General features: G+C 70.1%; 19 protein-coding genes. 5 read left to right on the top strand and 14 right to left on the bottom strand.

Annotated features, from left to right (window positions below):
* Positions 1-245: 245 nt before the first annotated feature.
* From DEJ12_RS16945 to DEJ12_RS16890, 12 genes are all read right to left on the bottom strand, one after another.
* Positions 246-1,568, bottom strand: a complete 1,323-nt coding sequence (locus tag DEJ12_RS16945; protein WP_111030936.1) for an ATP-dependent RecD-like DNA helicase — start codon at positions 1,566-1,568, stop codon at positions 246-248.
* Positions 1,565-3,607 (bottom strand): cytochrome c oxidase assembly protein, encoded by a 2,043-nt coding sequence (locus DEJ12_RS16940; protein WP_111030934.1) that lies wholly within the window; start codon positions 3,605-3,607, stop codon positions 1,565-1,567. The genes DEJ12_RS16945 and DEJ12_RS16940 overlap by 4 nt, the downstream gene beginning before the upstream one ends.
* Before the next feature lie 163 nt (positions 3,608-3,770).
* Complete coding sequence (locus DEJ12_RS16935) at positions 3,771-4,058, bottom strand: HU family DNA-binding protein (protein ID WP_017886454.1); 288 nt, start codon at positions 4,056-4,058, stop codon at positions 3,771-3,773.
* 290 nt (positions 4,059-4,348) lie between these two features.
* On the bottom strand, positions 4,349-4,654 hold the full coding sequence (gene rpsN / locus DEJ12_RS16930; RefSeq protein ID WP_017886455.1) for a 30S ribosomal protein S14: 306 nt from the start codon (positions 4,652-4,654) through the stop codon (positions 4,349-4,351).
* Between the two features lie 2 nt (positions 4,655-4,656).
* Positions 4,657-4,827 carry a 50S ribosomal protein L33 gene (gene rpmG, locus DEJ12_RS16925; protein WP_017886456.1) on the bottom strand — a complete coding sequence of 57 codons (171 nt, stop codon included), beginning with the start codon at positions 4,825-4,827 and terminating at the stop codon, positions 4,657-4,659.
* Positions 4,827-5,063, bottom strand: coding sequence for a 50S ribosomal protein L28 (rpmB, locus tag DEJ12_RS16920; protein WP_027464952.1), 237 nt, complete (start codon positions 5,061-5,063; stop codon positions 4,827-4,829). The genes rpmG and rpmB overlap by 1 nt, the downstream gene beginning before the upstream one ends.
* A gap of 431 nt (positions 5,064-5,494) precedes the next feature.
* Positions 5,495-6,190, bottom strand: coding sequence for an alpha/beta fold hydrolase (locus DEJ12_RS16915; protein WP_071246243.1), 696 nt, complete (start codon positions 6,188-6,190; stop codon positions 5,495-5,497).
* A gap of 10 nt (positions 6,191-6,200) precedes the next feature.
* Positions 6,201-6,626: a Fur family transcriptional regulator gene (locus DEJ12_RS16910; protein ID WP_111030932.1), complete on the bottom strand. Its 426-nt coding sequence runs from the start codon at positions 6,624-6,626 to the stop codon at positions 6,201-6,203.
* A complete protein-coding gene (locus tag DEJ12_RS16905) occupies positions 6,623-7,561 on the bottom strand; it encodes a metal ABC transporter permease (protein WP_071404908.1) in 939 nt (312 codons plus the stop codon). Before DEJ12_RS16905 ends, DEJ12_RS16910 begins: the two co-directional genes overlap by 4 nt.
* Positions 7,561-8,406: a metal ABC transporter ATP-binding protein gene (locus DEJ12_RS16900; protein ID WP_051596603.1), complete on the bottom strand. Its 846-nt coding sequence runs from the start codon at positions 8,404-8,406 to the stop codon at positions 7,561-7,563. The genes DEJ12_RS16905 and DEJ12_RS16900 overlap by 1 nt, the downstream gene beginning before the upstream one ends.
* A gap of 47 nt (positions 8,407-8,453) precedes the next feature.
* Positions 8,454-9,365, bottom strand: coding sequence for a metal ABC transporter solute-binding protein, Zn/Mn family (locus DEJ12_RS16895; protein ID WP_071404907.1), 912 nt, complete (start codon positions 9,363-9,365; stop codon positions 8,454-8,456).
* A gap of 128 nt (positions 9,366-9,493) precedes the next feature.
* The gene (locus tag DEJ12_RS16890; RefSeq protein WP_111030930.1) at positions 9,494-10,762 is read right to left on the bottom strand and encodes a PTS transporter subunit EIIC; all 1,269 of its coding nucleotides are present in this window, start codon (positions 10,760-10,762) and stop codon (positions 9,494-9,496) included.
* A gap of 178 nt (positions 10,763-10,940) precedes the next feature.
* On the opposite strand from DEJ12_RS16890, the gene DEJ12_RS16885 reads away from it, so the two are divergent.
* Both DEJ12_RS16885 and DEJ12_RS16880 read left to right on the top strand, forming a co-directional pair.
* Entirely contained in the window at positions 10,941-11,177 is a 237-nt protein-coding gene (locus DEJ12_RS16885; protein ID WP_027464959.1) for a PTS transporter subunit EIIB, read from the top strand.
* Positions 11,174-11,626: a glucose PTS transporter subunit IIA gene (locus tag DEJ12_RS16880; RefSeq protein ID WP_111030928.1), complete on the top strand. Its 453-nt coding sequence runs from the start codon at positions 11,174-11,176 to the stop codon at positions 11,624-11,626. Before DEJ12_RS16885 ends, DEJ12_RS16880 begins: the two co-directional genes overlap by 4 nt.
* Positions 11,627-11,704: 78 nt before the next feature.
* On the opposite strand, the gene DEJ12_RS16875 is transcribed toward DEJ12_RS16880, so the two are convergent.
* On the bottom strand, positions 11,705-12,439 hold the full coding sequence (locus DEJ12_RS16875; RefSeq protein WP_017886466.1) for a GntR family transcriptional regulator: 735 nt from the start codon (positions 12,437-12,439) through the stop codon (positions 11,705-11,707).
* Positions 12,440-12,645: 206 nt separating this feature from the next.
* Between DEJ12_RS16875 and DEJ12_RS16870 the strand changes: the two genes are divergently transcribed.
* From DEJ12_RS16870 to DEJ12_RS16860, 3 genes are all read left to right on the top strand, one after another.
* Positions 12,646-13,038, top strand: a complete 393-nt coding sequence (locus DEJ12_RS16870) for a lactococcin 972 family bacteriocin (RefSeq protein ID WP_111030926.1) — start codon at positions 12,646-12,648, stop codon at positions 13,036-13,038.
* Between the two features lie 62 nt (positions 13,039-13,100).
* Positions 13,101-15,128, top strand: a complete 2,028-nt coding sequence (locus DEJ12_RS16865) for a hypothetical protein (protein ID WP_111030924.1) — start codon at positions 13,101-13,103, stop codon at positions 15,126-15,128.
* Positions 15,129-15,181: 53 nt separating this feature from the next.
* Complete coding sequence (locus DEJ12_RS16860) at positions 15,182-15,763, top strand: ABC transporter ATP-binding protein (protein ID WP_220034819.1); 582 nt, start codon at positions 15,182-15,184, stop codon at positions 15,761-15,763.
* A 4-nt stretch (positions 15,764-15,767) separates the two neighbouring features.
* On the opposite strand, the gene DEJ12_RS16855 is transcribed toward DEJ12_RS16860, so the two are convergent.
* Positions 15,768-16,349 carry a GNAT family N-acetyltransferase gene (locus DEJ12_RS16855; RefSeq protein WP_111030920.1) on the bottom strand — a complete coding sequence of 194 codons (582 nt, stop codon included), beginning with the start codon at positions 16,347-16,349 and terminating at the stop codon, positions 15,768-15,770.
* Positions 16,350-16,371 lie beyond the last annotated feature (22 nt).

Below are 16,371 nucleotides of genomic sequence, written 5' to 3'. Positions count from 1 at the left end.
GGTCCGGCGGCGGTGGTCCGGCGGGGGGGGTGCTCCGGCGGGGGTGTCGTGCGGTCACGACTCCCCGCTCAGGTGCTTCGGCCGGTCACGAACTGTCGGATGCGGAGTGTCCAGGCGACAACGAGTGACCACTCGGCGCAGGACCGACGGGGAGTCGTGACCGCTCGGCGGTGTGCGTCCGGGCATGCAGGCGCGCGTGCCGGCGGCGTGTGGCCGAAGCGGACCCAACGGGTCAGTCGGACGCGTCAGTCGGCGTCGGGCTCCGCGTCCGGCTGCTTCTTCGGGGCCTCGAGCTCGGTGGCGACGATGCGGGGCGCCTCGGACATGAAGCGTCGGACGTCCAGGTCGACGATGATGTCCTGCGGCCGGAGCGGCCGGGTGAGGAACAGCCCCTCGAGGGAGGTCAGCCGCGACAGCGCCACGTACGTCTGACCCGCGCTGAACACCCGGTTGCCGAGGTCGACCACGGCCCGGTCGTAGGTGCTGCCCTGGGACTTGTGGATGGTCACGGCCCAGGCGAGCCGGAGCGGGAACTGCTGGAACTCCCCGACGGTGTCCTTCTTGAGTTCCTTCTTGTCCGCGTCGTACGAGTACTTGAACTTCTCCCACACCGACGGCTGGACCTCGAACGACTCGCCGTCGACGTCGACCCACACCGTGTCGCGGATGGCCGTCACGATGCCCAGGGTGCCGTTCACCCAGCGCTGGTCGGCGTCATTGCGCAGGAACATCACGTGCGCGCCGGGCTTCAGCTCGAGGGCTTCGTCGGCCGGGAAGTTCCGTCCACCGAAGTCCCCGTTGACGTCGGCCTTGGCGGTCTTCACCTTGCCGGGCAGCCGTTCGAGGGCCGCCTTGTTGATCCGGGCGACCGTGTCGTTGCGGGTCGCCAGGGTGATGGCGTCGTCCGGGGCCGGGCGGGCCCCCGCGGTGTTCAGCTGCTCGGCGATGTCCGCGGTGACCCGACCGTGCCGGACGGCGGTGAGCATCGCGGCGAAGGCGTCGTCGCGCTGCCGGTGCACCGTGGCGAGCTCGATGATGTTGAGCTCGGCTTCGAGCCACACCTTGGCGTCGAAGAACCACATCGACCGGTAGTGGTCGGTGAAGTAGGCGCGCTCGTCGGCGTCGCCGGGCACCGGGGGCAGCTGGTACGGGTCGCCGAACATCACGACCTGCACCCCGCCGAACGGCTCGAACTGCCGACCGCGGGCCTTGCGGAGCGACCGGTCCATGCCGTCGAGCAGGTCGGCGTTGACCATCGAGACCTCGTCGATGACCAGGGTGTCGATCGTGTTGAGCAGCTTGCGGGTGTCCGGGCCCTGCCGCAGCTCGGCGTCGGCGATGAGCCCGATCGGCAGCCGGAACAGCGAGTGGATCGTCTGGCCGCCGACGTTGAGCGCGGCGACCCCCGTCGGGGCGCAGATGACGACCTGCTTCTCGGTGTTCCACGACAGGTGGTTGAGCAGCGTGGACTTGCCCGTGCCGGCCCGGCCGGTGATGAACACGTGGTCACGGGTGTGCTCGATGTACTCGAAGACGGCGCGCTGTTCGTCGCTCAGCTCGATGCTCATCGGGCGTCCGCTCCGGGCGAGGGTTCGAGGTCGTCGCTGCCGTCGTCGAAGTCCAGGTCGTCCTGGTCAACCCGGGAAGCGGGCTCGGCGGCGGCGGTCGGACCGGCCACAGCTGCGTCGCCGGCAGCAACTGCGTCGACGACGTCGGCCGGGTCTCCCCCGTCACGACGCAGCCGCACGAGCACCACCACGACCACGGTCACCAGGAGCAGCACCCCGGCGACGATCAGCACCAGGCCCGCCCGGGCCTGGTCGACGAGCGGATCGGGCCCCCACGTCCGGCCCATCGCGCCGAACCACGATGCCTGCAGCAGCCCGAGCGGCCCGCGCATCGCGATGCCGAGCGAGACGATGCCCGCCGCGATCACCACCGCCCCGACGATCCGGACGACGGCGGCAGCCGTGGTCGGGCGGCGGTGCCCGGCAGGGATCGGTGTGCAGAGCGTCGGGACGGCCAGCAGCCCGACCAGCAGGAACACGGCGTCGCTGACGGTACGACCGGTGGGGTCGCTCACGGACCACCGGACGGCATCGGTGGCGAAGAAGGCCCACCACAGGGCTGCCGCGAGCAGGAACGCGGGGAACGGCTGGGCCAGGTACCGCACGGACGGGTGCTCGACGATGACGTCGGTCCACTCACGCACCCCGGTGCTGTCGTCGCTGCGGGGGTGCACGGCGGCGCGGATCAGGGCGACCGGTGCCGCCGCCCACACCAGGGCGGGGACCACCAGGCCGAGCAGCACGTGGGCGCCGACGTTCGCCGAGACCAGGAACCGGTCGTACTGGTGGAGCGAGCCCGAGGTCGCGACCACCAGGGACACGATCGCAAGGGCCGCGGCGATCGAGCGTCGCGCCGGCCACCGCACGCCGCTCCGCCGCAGTCGCACGACGCCGGCCACGTACGTCGCGGCGAGCAGCACGGCGGCCATCAGCCAGAACAGGTCGATGTTCCACTGGGTCAGCCAGCCCCACGCACCGGGCGCGTGCGGCAGCAGGTCGTCCGTCAGGAGCTCCGCCGGGCTCGGGTCGGTGGTCTTGCTCAGGGCGATCTGGTCGACCGGGGTGGCGGTCCGTCCGAGTGCCGCGGCGAACCCCGACGCCACACCCATCACCGCGAGTTCGACGACGATGAGGGTCCAGAAGGGCCGCTGCCGACCGGGCGAGGTGGTCAGCGCACGGATGGCCCGACGGCGCTGCACCGCGCCGAGGACCCCGATGGCCACGATCGCGCCGATCTTCACCAGGACGAGCGTGCCGTACGGGGTGAACAGGTTCGACAGCGCTCCGACGCGGATCTGCGCCGACGCGCTGCCCGAGACGGCGACGAGCACGAAACAGCCGAGGGCGATGCTCGAGTACCGCGCCACGACCACGGCCAGCCGGTCGCCGGGCAGCACCCCGCGCAGCAGCACGAGCATGACGAGCCCACCGACCCACAGCGCCGCACCGACCAGGTGCAGCCCCAGTGCCGTCACGGCGGCGTCGTGGCTGGCGGTGCCGGCGGCGTGACCCTGCTGCGCGAGCGGGATGAGGCCGATCATCGAGACGCCGGCGGTCAGGGCGACCATGCCCCGCGAACGGACGGCGAAGCAGAGCACCGTGACGGCCGCGGCGACGAGGACGGTCACGAGCCAGGCGAGCCCGAGCTCGGTGCCGGTGAGGAAGACCCCCATCGACTGCCCGAACTGCTCGTCGATGCTGATGCGCGAACCGGCGACGCTGAGGAACGTGCAGAACGTGGCGACGGCCGACGCGACCGTCCAGACACCACTGGCCCCGGCGGCGACGTCGATCGCGCGGTTCCACTCGGGGCCGGAGCGCGAGAGGCCGACGGTCGCCAGCGCGAGCCCACCGATCGTGGTGGCCGCGGACAGGTCGACGACGAGCCGGGCGATCGGCAGCCCGAAGCGGACGACGGGCCCTGGGTCGGCGATGAGTGCGGGGTTCGCGCCCCCACCGATGACGAGTGCCGTGAGCAGCGCCACGAACCCGACGAGCAGGAGCACGGCGGGACCGGCGATGCGCGCGATCCGATTCACCCGTCAAGCCTAGGCGGTGCCCACCCGGCCGACGGACGGGGCGGGCCGATCTGTGCAAACCGGCACGGGCCTCCAGGCCAGGACCCGCGCACCACGCGCCCGCGCGCCCCGGGAACGACGAAAGGGACGGCCGAAGCCGTCCCTCCCGATGCGCGGAACAGTCTTACTTGACCGCAGCCTTGAGCTTCGAGCCGGCGCTGACCTTGACCGAGTCGCTCGCGGCGATCTCGATGGCGTCACCCGTCTGCGGGTTGCGGCCGGTGCGGGCGGCGCGGTGCGTCTTCTCGAAGGCGATCCAACCGGGGATCGTGACCTTCGTGCCGTCGGCGACGGACGACGAGACGACGCTGAAGAGCGCGTCGACGACGCCGTTGACGGTGGCCTGGCTCTGGCCGGACTCAGCGGCGACGGCAGCGACGAGCTCGGTGCGGTTCAGTGACTTGTCAGCCATGGATGTCCTCCTCGGACTTCTTGCAGTATCGGTCGGACGCACGTGTCGTCCGGCGCCCGGAGCGGGTGCCCCGTGCCACGGTGCCAGTGGGCCGAGGGCCCGGCGGAACCGGAGTTGAACCTACCAGCCGCCGGGGGTGAAAACCGCCGACTCGCCCGGATTTCCGGGGTTGCCGGGGCTCCGAGGGGGTGCTGGAGGGGCAGATGTGACGAATGACGGCTCGCATGTACCCCGTACACAGCGAACGCCCCGCCACCAGGAGGTGACGGGGCGTCGTGTACTGCGAGTGCTTACCAGGAGCTCTTCGTGATGCCGGGGAGCTCGCCGCGGTGGGCCATGTCACGGAAACGGACACGGCTGATGCCGAACTCACCGAGGTGGCCACGGGGGCGGCCGTCGATGGCGTCGCGGTTGCGGTAGCGGATGGGCGATGCGTCGCGGGGCAGCTTCTGCAGGCCCACGCGGGCGGCCTCACGCGACTCGTCGGTGCCGTTCGGGTCCACGAGGGCCTTCTTCAGCTCGAGACGACGCTCGGCGTAGCGCGCGATGATGACGGCACGCTGGTTGTTCTTCGCGATCTTGCTCTTCTTCGCCATGCTTAGCGCTCCTCACGGAAGTCGACGTGCTTGCGGATCACCGGGTCGTACTTCTTGAGCACGAGTCGGTCGGGGTTGTTCCGACGGTTCTTCTTGGTCACGTAGGTGAACCCGGTGCCCGCCGTCGAGCGGAGCTTGATGATCGGACGGATGTCCTGACCCTTTTTCGCCATCAGATCTTCTCCCCACGGGCGAGGAGATCCTTGACGACGGACTCGATGCCACGTGCGTCGATCACCTTGATGCCCTTCGCGCTGAGCGTGAGCGTGACGTTACGACGAAGCGAGGGCACGTAGTACGTCTTCTTCTGCACGTTCGGGTCGAAGCGACGCTTCGTCCGGCGGTGCGAGTGCGAGATGTTGTGACCGAAGCCGGGAACGGCGCCGGTCACCTGGCACACTGCTGCCATGGTTTCCTCCTGAGTACCGTGCGACCGGACGGCCGCACCCAAGTTCACTTGCCTGGTGCACACGCGCAGTGCCACCGGGGTGGCCGTGCGAGGGGGTTGTGTGCACCGCCCAGGTCCGCTTCCCCTGTCGAAGGAGAGCCGGACACCGCGCGACCGCGGCGTTCGCGACGGTCGGAGGGCTTGGAACAACGGGCCCGCCGCGCGGACGCGGAGAACCAGGGGTCCACGTTACGCGAGGACCGGGCGTGTCGCAAGCCGCGCCTCCAGGCCTGGAGGCCCGTGGCGGCAGACCGGACCGCTCTCGTGGCCCCGTTGGTCACCCCCACGGCGTTCGAGTGTGCAGAAGACGCCGGGTGCCGGAGGCGGACCCGACGTCTTCTGCTCACTCGACGGCGACGCGCACTCGAGGCCGCGCGCTCGGCGCTGCGCGCCTACGGCGCCTGCGTCGGCTTGGGCGCGAGCGCCTGCACCATCAGCTCCCCGAGCTGCTGCGGCGCCGTGAACATCGGCCAGTGGCCCGTCTCGAGCCCGACGATGGAGAGCTCCTCGGTCGCGACGAGCTCAGCCGCCCAGGCCTGGTGGTCCGCCACCATCGCCAGCAGCTCGGCGGCGGGGATCTCGCAGGTGATGATCGTCGCGGGGATCGTGTGCCGTGCGGGGTCGGCGTAGTGGAACCGGTCCGACGGCACCGAGGCCGGCTCGGGGATCGCCCGGTGCTCGACGTCCTGCCGGACCTCGGGCGTCATGCCCCGGACGGTGGCGGGTTCCCAGATGTCCCACGACGGCAGCGGCACGACCCCGTCGACCACGGGCAGCTCGTCGTTGACGCACCCACCCTCGGGCCCCGGGAACGTGTCGACGTAGAGCAGGTGCGCGACGAGCGACGGGCGCTGGTCGGCGGCCATGTACGCGATCGGCCCGGCACCCGAGTGTCCGGCGAGCACGACGGGTTCGTCGGCGGACGCGACGTCGTCCAGGATCGCGACCAACGCGGCGACCTGCTCGTCGAGCGTGTCGCCGTCGCGCGTGACGGCCTGCACCGAGTGCCCGGCTTCCCGGAGCACCGGGGCGACGTCGTCCCATGCGCTCGCGTCGAGCCAGAACCCGGGGACCAGGATGACGTGCATGCGGGGCAGGTTACTCGCCGGTGGAGTCCGTCGCGCGGGCTGCCGTGCAGACGGCGCACTCGCCGAAGATGTCGACGACGTGACTGGCGTTGGTGAACCCGTTGGCGGCGGCGACGTCCTGCGCCCACTGCTCCACCGGGTCCGCCTCGATCTCGACGGTCCGGCCGCAGTTCCGGCAGATCAGGTGGTGGTGGTGCGCGTCCGTCGTGCACGCCCGGTACAGCGATTCGCCGTCCTGCTGCAGCGAGTCGGCATCACCCTCGGTGGCCAGGTCGGCGAGCGCCCGGTAGACGGTGGCCAGACCGATGGTCGATCCCTCGTCCCGCAGGTGCTGGTGCAGCGCCTGCGCACTGACGAACCCCTCGGTCGAGTCGAGGGCACCGCGCACCGCTTCGCGCTGCCACGTGTTCCGCTTGGTCTTCTGCACGGCGTTCATGCTGACACCTCTTCCTTCCGACCGGCTGTCGACGTCGTCCCGGCCTGGAGGCCCGGCTCGCCCCCGCCACGCTGGCTCCGGCCGGCGACGCGGTTGCGTCCCCGCTTGTCGCGTCGCGACCCGATGATCCGGCAGACCACCCAGATCGCGAACGAGATGGTCGTCACGTACGGGCTGATCGGCAGGCCGCCGCCCAGTGCGAGCAGGATGCCACCGACGACCGACGTCACCGCGAACACCGTCGACAGCACCGGCACGACGACCGGGTGCGAGCTGAGGCGCAGGGCAGCGGCCGCCGGGGTGACGAGCAGGGAGAGCACGAGCAACGCTCCGACGATCTGCACCGACACGGCGGTGGCCAGCCCGAGCACGAGCATGAACACGATCGCGAGGGTCCGCACCGGGATCCCCGCGGCCGCAGCCACGTCGGGGTCGACTGAGGCGAACATCAACGGGCGCCAGATGACGAGCAGCGTCGCCACGACGATCGCGGCGACCACGATCAGGAACGTCAGCTGCGGGTTGTCGACCGAGACGATCTGCCCGGTGAGCAGCCCGAACTTGTTGGCGGCCCGGCCCTTGTAGAGCGCCAGGCAGAGGATGCCGAGCCCGAGCCCGAACGGCATGAGGACGGCGATGATCGAGTTGCGTTCCCGGGCACGCGACCCGAGGAGACCGATGAGCAGAGCGGCGATGACCGACCCGACGAGCGAGCCGGAGACCACGTTCACCCCGAGCAGCAGCGAGGCGCTGGCCCCGGCGAACGAGAGCTCCGAGATGCCGTGCACGGCGAACGGCATGTTCCGGGCGACGACGAACGGGCCGATGAGGCCGCCGACGATGCCGAGCACCGCGCCGGCCCAGATCGAGTTCTGCACGAGCACGAGGAGCTCGCCGTAGTCCTGGAACGAGAAGACGGTCGACAGCAGGTCCATCAGATCCGCCCTTCGTCGGGCTGGTCGGCGTGCGGGTCGACCTCGCCCGGGTGGTGCTCGTGGGCCTCGTTCGCCCCGACGATGACGATGCGTCCCATGGTGCGGACGACGTCGACGGGCGTGCCGTAGAGGTCGCTCAGGACGTCGGCGCGCAGGACCTCGTCCGGTGAACCGATCCGGAACCGACCGCCGGCGATGTAGAGGACCCGGTCGACGACGTCGAGGATCGGGTTCACGTCGTGCGTCACGAAGAGCACGGCGGCCTCGCGCTGCCGGCGCTCGCGGTCGATGAGCTCGGTGATCCCGCGCTGGTGCCGCAGGTCGAGCGAGATGAGGGGTTCGTCGCACAGCAGCAGGGCGGGGTCGGCGGCGATGGCCTGCCCGACGCGGGTGCGCTGCTGCTCGCCGCCGGAGAGCTCGGCGACGGGGGCGTCCGCGAAGGCGGTGGCGCCGACCTCGTCGAGGACCCGGTCGATGCGCATCCGGTCGGCCTTCGACGCCCGTCGGATCCCCCACCGGTGCCCGGTCACGCCCTGGGCGATCATGTCCCGCGCGCGCAGGGGCGTCCCCGCCTCCATCAGGCGCTGCTGCGGGATGTAGCCGATCTTCCGGTGGCCGCGGTGCACCGGCTGCCCGAGGAACGACATCGTGCCGCTCGTGAGCCGCTGCTGCCCGAGGACGGTGCGGAGCAGTGAGGTCTTGCCGGCGCCGTTCGGGCCGAGGACCGCGACGAACTCCCCCGGCGCGAGGTCGAGGTCGAGGCCTGCCCAGAGCTTCCGGGCGCCGTAGGACAACCCGGCGTCGCGGAGCGCGAGGACCGGACGAGCCGCAGCCCGGTCGTCCACCGTGGTGGTCGCCGGGCTGGGGGTCGCCGCTGCTGCGGTCGAGGTCGTCACTTCTGGAGCGCTGCCTTCACCGCGTCGATGTTCGCCTGCTGCCACGAGACGTAATCCTGCCCCTTGGGGAGCGTCTCCGTGACACCGACGACGGGGATGTCGTTCTGCTCGGCCGCCTTCTGGACCTGCTCGGTCTCGGGGCTGGACGCCTGGTTGTTGTAGGCGAGCAGCTGCACGCGCTTGCCGGTGAACAGCGCGAGGGTGTCGCGGAGGGCCGCCGGCGGGACGTCGTCGCCTTCCTCGATGGCCTCGGAGAAGTCCGGCGGGGTCTCGTTCTCGAGCCCCATCGCGTCGAACAGGTACCCGGGCACCGGCTCGGTGTACGCCACCTTGTCGCCGGAGTCCTGCTTCTTGACGGCGTCGGTCTGGGACTCGAGGTCCTCGAGCTTGGTGGTGAGCGTGGCGGCGTTCTTCTCGAAGGCGTCCTTGCCGCTCTCGTCGAGCGCGCTGAGGTCCTTCGTGACCGCCTCGACCAGCTTCACCATCGTCGGGTAGCTGTAGAAGACGTGCTCGTTGAACTCGGCGCTGCCTCCCTTGTCGAGGCCGGAGAGCTTCACGACGTTGATCGTGTCCGCCTTGGTGTCCGAGGCGTTCGCGAGCGTCGTCATGAAGTCGTCGTACCCGCCACCGTTCTCGATGAGCAGGTCGGCCTTGGACACGGAGAGCTGCGTGCGGGCGCTCGACTCGAACGAGTGCGGGTCCTGCGACGGGTCGCTCAGGATGCTCGTCACGGTGACGGCGTCGCCACCGATGGTCTTGACGATCGAGCCGTAGACGTTGGTGGAGGCGACGACGTTGATCGTGCCGTCACCGCTGGCCTCCCCCGAGGCGGACGAGGTGGCGCACCCGGTCAGGGCGAGCGCGGCGGCGCCGGCGACGAGTGGGAGGGCGAGGAGGCGGTTGTGCATGGCACGACGCTAACGCCTACTGATAACGATTGTCAAAACCGCTATGAGGGCTCTCAGCGCGACCGGGAGACGGACGGGAGGCCCGGTGCCAGCTGGCACCGGGCCTCCCGTCATGGAGACGCTCGCGTCTACGGCTTGGTGGCCGCGTCGATCGTGTTCTCGGCGATCGTGTCCTCTTCACGGCCGGGCGTGCGGAGGTTCCACTTCTTGATCACGAAACTGAACAGGAAGTAGTACACGACCGCGTAGCCGAGGCCGATCGGGATGAGCCAGATCGCCCCGTCCGCCTTGCCGAAGTTCAGCACGTAGTCGATCGCGCCGGCCGAGAACGAGAACCCGTCGTGGATCCCGAGGGCGTTCACCAGGGCGAGCGAGGTGCCCGTGAGCACCGCGTGGATGATGTACAGCGGGAACGCGACGAACATGAACGAGTACTCGAGCGGCTCGGTGATGCCCGTGACGAACGAGGTCAGTGCGGCGGAGATCATGATGCCGCCGACGAGCTTGCGGTTCTGCGGCTTGGCGTTGCGCCAGATCGCGAGGGCACCGGCGGGCAGCGCGAACATCATGATCGGGAAGAAGCCGGTCTGGAAGATGCCCGCGGTCGGGTCGCCCGCGAGGAAGCGAGGGATGTCACCGTGGACGAGGTCGCCGGCCGCGTTGGTGAAGCTGCCGAGCTGGAACCACGGGAAGAAGTTGAGCAGCTGGTGCAGCCCGATCGGGATGAGCATGCGGTTCGCGAAGCCGAAGATGCCGCCGCCGATCACGGCGTTGTCGGCGACGGCGGTGCCGGCCGCGGTCAGTGCGATGTCGAAGTAGCGGTAGACGAACGACATCGCGACGGCGATGACGAGACCCGCAGCGGCCGTCAGGATCGGAACCAGGCGGCGACCGGAGAAGAACCCGAGGAAGTCGGGCATCTTCGTGCGGTGGAACTTCTCCCACATCACGGCGGAGACGAGCCCCATCACGATGCCGCCGAGCACCCCGTAGTTGATCGTGGCCTGCTCGCCATTGGCGTTCTTGACCCCGGCGAGGACGACCGGCGACATCACTGCGAACACCTCGTACATGACCATGTAGCCGACGACCGCAGCGAGCGCGGTGGTGCCGTCGGACTTCTTCGCCCAGCCGATCGCGATGCCCACCGCGAACAGCAGCGGGAGCCACGTGAAGATCGCCTGGCCGGCAGCTGAGATGACTCCGGCGCCGGTCTCGAAGCCGGGGATCGCGCCGAGGAGGTCCGGCTGACCGATGCGGTTCAGGATGCCCGCCGCCGGCATGACCGCGATCGGCAGGAGCAGGCTCCGTCCGAGGCGCTGGGCCTGTGCGAACAGCCGTGACTGCTTCTTCGGCTTCTTCTTCTCCGGCACATCCGTGGCAGTGGTGGCGCTCATCGGAGGTCCTCTCGTCATTGGGTGGAGCTGTCGGGGTGAGTTGAGTCGTGCAGCCAGCGCAGGTAACCTCGGCGGTGTCGCCAGGTCCGGTCCTGTCCGGTCATGACCAGTTCCGTAGTCTGATCCGAGAGCGGTCCGGTGTCAACCTGCGACGCAAACCCTTAACGAGGAGGAAACGATGGCCGACATCAAGGCAGCCGACATCATCGCCGCACTCGGCGGTGCCGAGAACATCGAAGAGGTCGAGGGCTGCATCACGCGCCTCCGCGTCGAGGTCGAGGACGGGGACCTGGTCGACAAGGCCGCCCTGCAGGCAGCCGGGGCCCAGGCGGTCATCGGTGGCGGCACCGGCTGGCAGGTCATCGTCGGCACGGTCGCCGACAACCTCGCCCAGGACATCCAGGACGAACTGTGACCGTCGTCCGCACCCCGTTCGGCGGCCCGGTCGTTGCCCTCGCCGACGTGCCCGACCCGGTGTTCGCCGGGCAGCTCGTCGGCGCCGGCGTCGCGGTCGACCCGACGGGCGTCGAGGGTGCGGTCACCGCGGTGGCCCCGGTCGACGGCACCATCGTCAAGCTGCACCCGCACGCGTTCGCCCTGCAGGGCGCCGCGGGCACCGACGTCCTGGTGCACGTCGGCATCGACACCGTGAAGCTCTCCGGCGAGGGCTTCGAGCTCCTCGCGACCGAGGGCGACACCGTCACCGCCGGTGACCCCGTCGTCCGGTTCACCCCCTCGGTGATCACAGCAGCCGGGTACTCGCCGATCTGCCCGGTCGTCGTGCTCGGCTCGACGCCGGACAGCGTCGACCAGGGGACGGTCGGCACCACGGTGCTCGACGGCGACACCCTCTTCGAGGTCTAGGGCCACTTCCCCCATCGAGAGCGACTGTGTGCTGCGGAACACCCGCGGCACACAGTCGCTTTCGCGTTGTCGGGCGGACTACGCGACCGCGGGGGTCGCGGTGACCTCCATCTGCACGCGGTAGCGGTCCGAGCGGTACCAGCTGCGGGTGTGCTCCACGGGTCGTTCCCCCGCGTACGACACCCGGTCGAACTCGAGCACGGGCGCTCCGGTCTTCGTCCCGAGCAGCGTCGCGACGTCATCGGCCGCCGGGTTCGCCGCGACGGTCTGCTGCGCGCGGTCGATCGGGGTGCCGTACTCCGTGGCGATGATCGAGTACACCGACCCGGACAGGTCGTGGTCGAGCAGGCCCGGGAACGCGTCGGCCACGAGCCAGGCGTCGTCGATCGACACCGGGGCACCATCGGCCATCCGCAGGCGCTTCACGTGGAAGGCCGGCACGTCCGGGTCGATCCGCAGGGCTGCGGCGGTGTCGGCCGGCGGCACCCGCTCTTCACGCACGAGCACCACCGTGGTCGGCTCGTGCCCCATCGCCCGCATCTCCTCGGTGAACGAGGCGAGGTGCAGCGTCGACTGCACGGGCCGGTGCGCCACGAAGGTGCCCTTGCCGCGGACGCGCTCCAGGTAGCCCTCGTTGACCAGCTGCCCGAGGGCCTCACGCACGGTGATCCGGGAGACGCCGTACTCGGCGATGAGCTGACGTTCGGACGGGATCGCAGCACCGGGAGCCAGTCGCGTGGTGACGAGGTCGAGCAGGATGCGCCGCAGCTGCTGGTGCTTCGGTTCGGCACCCTCGGTGATGCGGCTCGTCATGCGTCCCTCGTGCTCCGTTGCTGATCCTGGGCGGTGGTCATGCGCGGACATGACCAGTTCCCATCACAGTAGCGAGTCAGGCCGGGAAGACCAACGTCGGGCGTCTCGGACTCGGTGATACATGCATTCCACATTCTTGACATCAGTGCTGCGCCGCTGCCACGATCGGTCGAGCCTCATCGGGGGGCACATGGGAGGAAACAGTCATGCACAAGTCCAGAACGAAGATGCTCGTCGGCCTCAGTCTCACCGTCGGCCTGATCACGGGCACTGCGACGGCGGCATCAGCTGCGCAGTTCGAGGTCATGGGATCAGGGTCGGAAGCCGGCGGAGTGACCGTCGCTGCTTCCGGTGCAAGTGCGAGCGGTGAGACCAGCGGCATCGGCGCCAACAACGACGGCGGGGGCGGGAGCTTCTGGCAATGGGGCGTCGGCAAGGACGACACCTGGTCGAACTACTTCCGCGAGAAGCGGTGCCACGGCGCGACTGCGGTCGGCAAGAAGTCGAAGCGCGTCACGAACGTGCCAGGCGGCCGGTACGCGATGGCGATGACACCGAAGGCGCGCAGCGGCAACAAGGCGTACTACCACAACTGCTGAGACCGGGAGCGGGCGGTCCGAGCGACCGTCCGCTCCGGCTCACGCTCGCCGCAAGGGGGACCATGAACATCCGATCGGTGGCGCTCGCCTACCTCGTCCCGCCGCTCCTGGCTGCCGTCCTGGGTTTCGTCGGCCTGGTGCAGGTCAGCGAAGCCGGCATCGTGGGCGCCTCGTCCGTGGTGACCGCTACCGCCGGTGCTGAGACCGGATCGAACCAGCGGGTCGCGATCGCACTGGAGCAGGTCGCCGAGGCCGAGCACGCGACGATCGCGCGGGTGGTGGCGGACCGCGCAGCTCCGACGACGCGCCGCGTCGCGCTCGTCACCGACGCGCCCTCGAGCCGCGGTGCCGGCTGGCTCATCGACGGGTACGAGGACTTCACGAGGTCGATGGCCACCACCGTCCGTCCGATGTCGGAACTCGACCAGTTCGACCCGACCGGCTCGTACTCGGTCTTCGGGGACGACGACGCTCGGCGAGCCGTCGTGAGCGCACTGACAGACGCCGGGTACGAGGTCAGCGTGGAGCGCGTGCCGCTCCTGCAACGCATCGGCGTCACCGACGGCTTGGATCAGACCTTGGCCCTGGTCGGAGCACTCGTCTCGGGATGCGTGGCGCTCTGCCTGATGACGACCGTCGGGGCCCCTCGCCGCAGCGCAGTCCGCCGACTGCACGGAGACACCACGACCGCCATCGTCATCCAGGAGCTGGCTGAGCTCCGGACCGCCGTGCTCGTCATCGCCATCGGAGCACCCGTCGCCGCCATCGGGCTCTGGTTCTACAACGGGCTCGCTTCGGCGGCGACCCTCGCCGCCGCGATCTCGGTGTTCTGCGTGGGACTGCTCGTACCGGTCGTCGTCGCGCACACGATCGGCACGGTGGTCGCGTGTCGACAGCCGTTGGCCGGCGCACTGCGGGGCGCTCGACCAGCGGGCGCGCTCCTGCTCGTCGCACAGATCGCACGGGTGCCCGCGCTGCTCTTGCTCATCGCGGCCGTCTTCGAACTGACCGGGGCAGTGACCACCGCGCGACAGGGAACGGCAGAACGGGATCTTCGGGCGGCCGGCGAAACCGTCCAGCTCTGGGTCACCCCGGATCCCCGCCCGGTCGAGGAGCAGGCCTACTGGGACCGCATCGGCGATTTCGCCGCTGGGGCGCTCGAGCGGCGTGATGCGTTCCTCGCCGCCGCGGTCGAAGTGTCGAGTGGCCGAGGGAAGTCGACGGTTCCTGCGCTCGTCGTCGACCAGGGCTACCTCGACCTGCAGGACGTCCGTTCCGCGAACGGGGCCCGCATCACCACCGACGGCGCGGAGATCGCCGTGTGGATGCCTGCCGACAGTGACCTCTCCCGCGAGCGGCTCGTCGCGGGTCTGACCGACTGGCAGTTGCGGGATGCACCCGACGCCCTCCTCGAGCACGTCATCGGCGGCACGCTGGCCCGCCAGCAGGTCTACTCGTACCCGGACGACGCGTCGTCGCGCGCGTGGCTCGACGATGCCGTGATCGTGGTCGTCCCCACACCGTTCGACGTCTTCTCGGCCGATGAACTCGGATCGTGGTTGTCGACCGGAGACGTCGTCTTCACGTCCCGTGCTGCCGCCGAGCGGTCGATCGGCGCGTCGGGGCTCCGCGACGAGTTCAGCGCGGTCGTCGCGGTGGGTCAGTCTGCGGCGGAACAGGCACGGCACGCAGCGACGACCGTGGCGATCGGGACGGGCACCCTGGTCAGCACCCTCGCCGTCAGCGTCATGCTCGGGATGGTCGCCACGATCGCGCACCGACGCCGTCACGGCCGTGCGCTGTTCGCGAAGTTCACCAGTGGCGTCTCGCCCGTCCGCACCGATGCTGGCCTGCTGACGATCGAAGCCGGTCTGGTCTCGATCGCCGTCATCGCCGTCGTCAACACCTGGTGGTCGCAACGCCCGGACGGAAGCGGGCTCAGATCGGCACTCGACCCGGTCGCGCAGTCGGCCGGAGTCGCCGGGGCGCTCGCGCTCGTGACGCTCGCGGCGGTGAGCGCCACCAGCCTCGTCGTCATGGCCGTCACGGCACGGAGCACTGCACGCAACCGAGGGAACGGATCACGATGATCGAGGTACGGAACGCATCGAAGCGTCGCGGAGGCCGTGCACTGTGGCACGACTTGACGTTCGAGGTGGCAGGTGGAGAGATCGTCGGCTTGGTCGGGCCGAGCGGCTGCGGGAAGTCGACGCTGCTCGACTGTGTCGGGCACGTCGATGCGCTCGACGGCGGCACGATCCGGATCAACGGAGAGTCGGCGGGCTCGAACGGGCGGCGGGCACGACTGATCCGGCGGCGCCACCTCGGGTACCTGTTCCAGGACTTCGGGTTGGTACCCGACATGACGGTCCAGTCGAACGTCGACGTGGTTCGCCTGCCGGACGGACGGCGGAGACACCGAGGCATCCGGACGGGCGAGGCCCTCGACCGTGTCGGTCTGGCTGGACGCGGAACGGACCGCGTCCACGAACTCAGCGGCGGCGAGCAGCAACGGGTCGCGATGGCGCGGCTCCTGGTGAAGCGTCCGTCGGTCATCCTCGCCGATGAACCGACGAGTGCCCTCGACGACGACAACGCGGCGATGGTGCTCGACCTGCTGGGCGAGCTGGCGGCTGGCGGAGCGGCCGTCCTGATCGCGACACACTCGTCATCGGTCGAAGCGCGCGCCGCACGGAGCATCACGCTCGGCGGACCCGCTCGCTGACGGGTCAGGCGTTGGCGACGAGCCAGGCGAACTGCTCGTCGGAGAGCAGCCGATCGGTCCAGACCTGCCCCTCGACGCCGGCGGCCGCACGGTTCTGCGCAGCCGGAGCCCCCTGCCACACCAGCGACAGCCCGGCACGACGCAGCACGGCTGCAGAAGCAGGGTTGTTCGTGAGCACCCGGCCGGTCACCGGGACGTCCGGAGCGGTGTCGGCGGCGGCACGCACGGCAGCGAGGGCGATCTCGGACGCGAAGCCCTGCCCCCATGCCGCGGGCGCCAGGCGGTAGCCGAGGTTCCAGACCCCACCGGCGGTCATGTCGACCCCGCCCACACCCACGAAGGCGTGGTCGGAGGCGCTCCGGACCGCCCAGGACCCGAGGCCGTGGCGTGCACGACCGCCGATCTTGCGCTGCACCATGTCCACACTCGAGCTCCGCGCCACGTGCCGACCCGTGGGCAGGTGCTGCCACGTGCGGGCGTCCGAGAAGAGCGCGTGCACGTCGTCGATGTCGGCCGGGGTCAGCGGGGTGAGGAGGAGGCGATCCGTTCGGATCTCCTGCGAGGGGGTCAGGAGCTGGTGGACCATGCACCGATCATGCCGCCGACCC

The organism is Curtobacterium sp. MCLR17_059 (assembly GCF_003234665.1).
Lineage (GTDB): Bacteria > Actinomycetota > Actinomycetes > Actinomycetales > Microbacteriaceae > Curtobacterium > Curtobacterium flaccumfaciens.
Note: the sequence above shows the minus strand (reverse complement) of the source record. Positions and strands in the feature narration are given on the sequence as shown.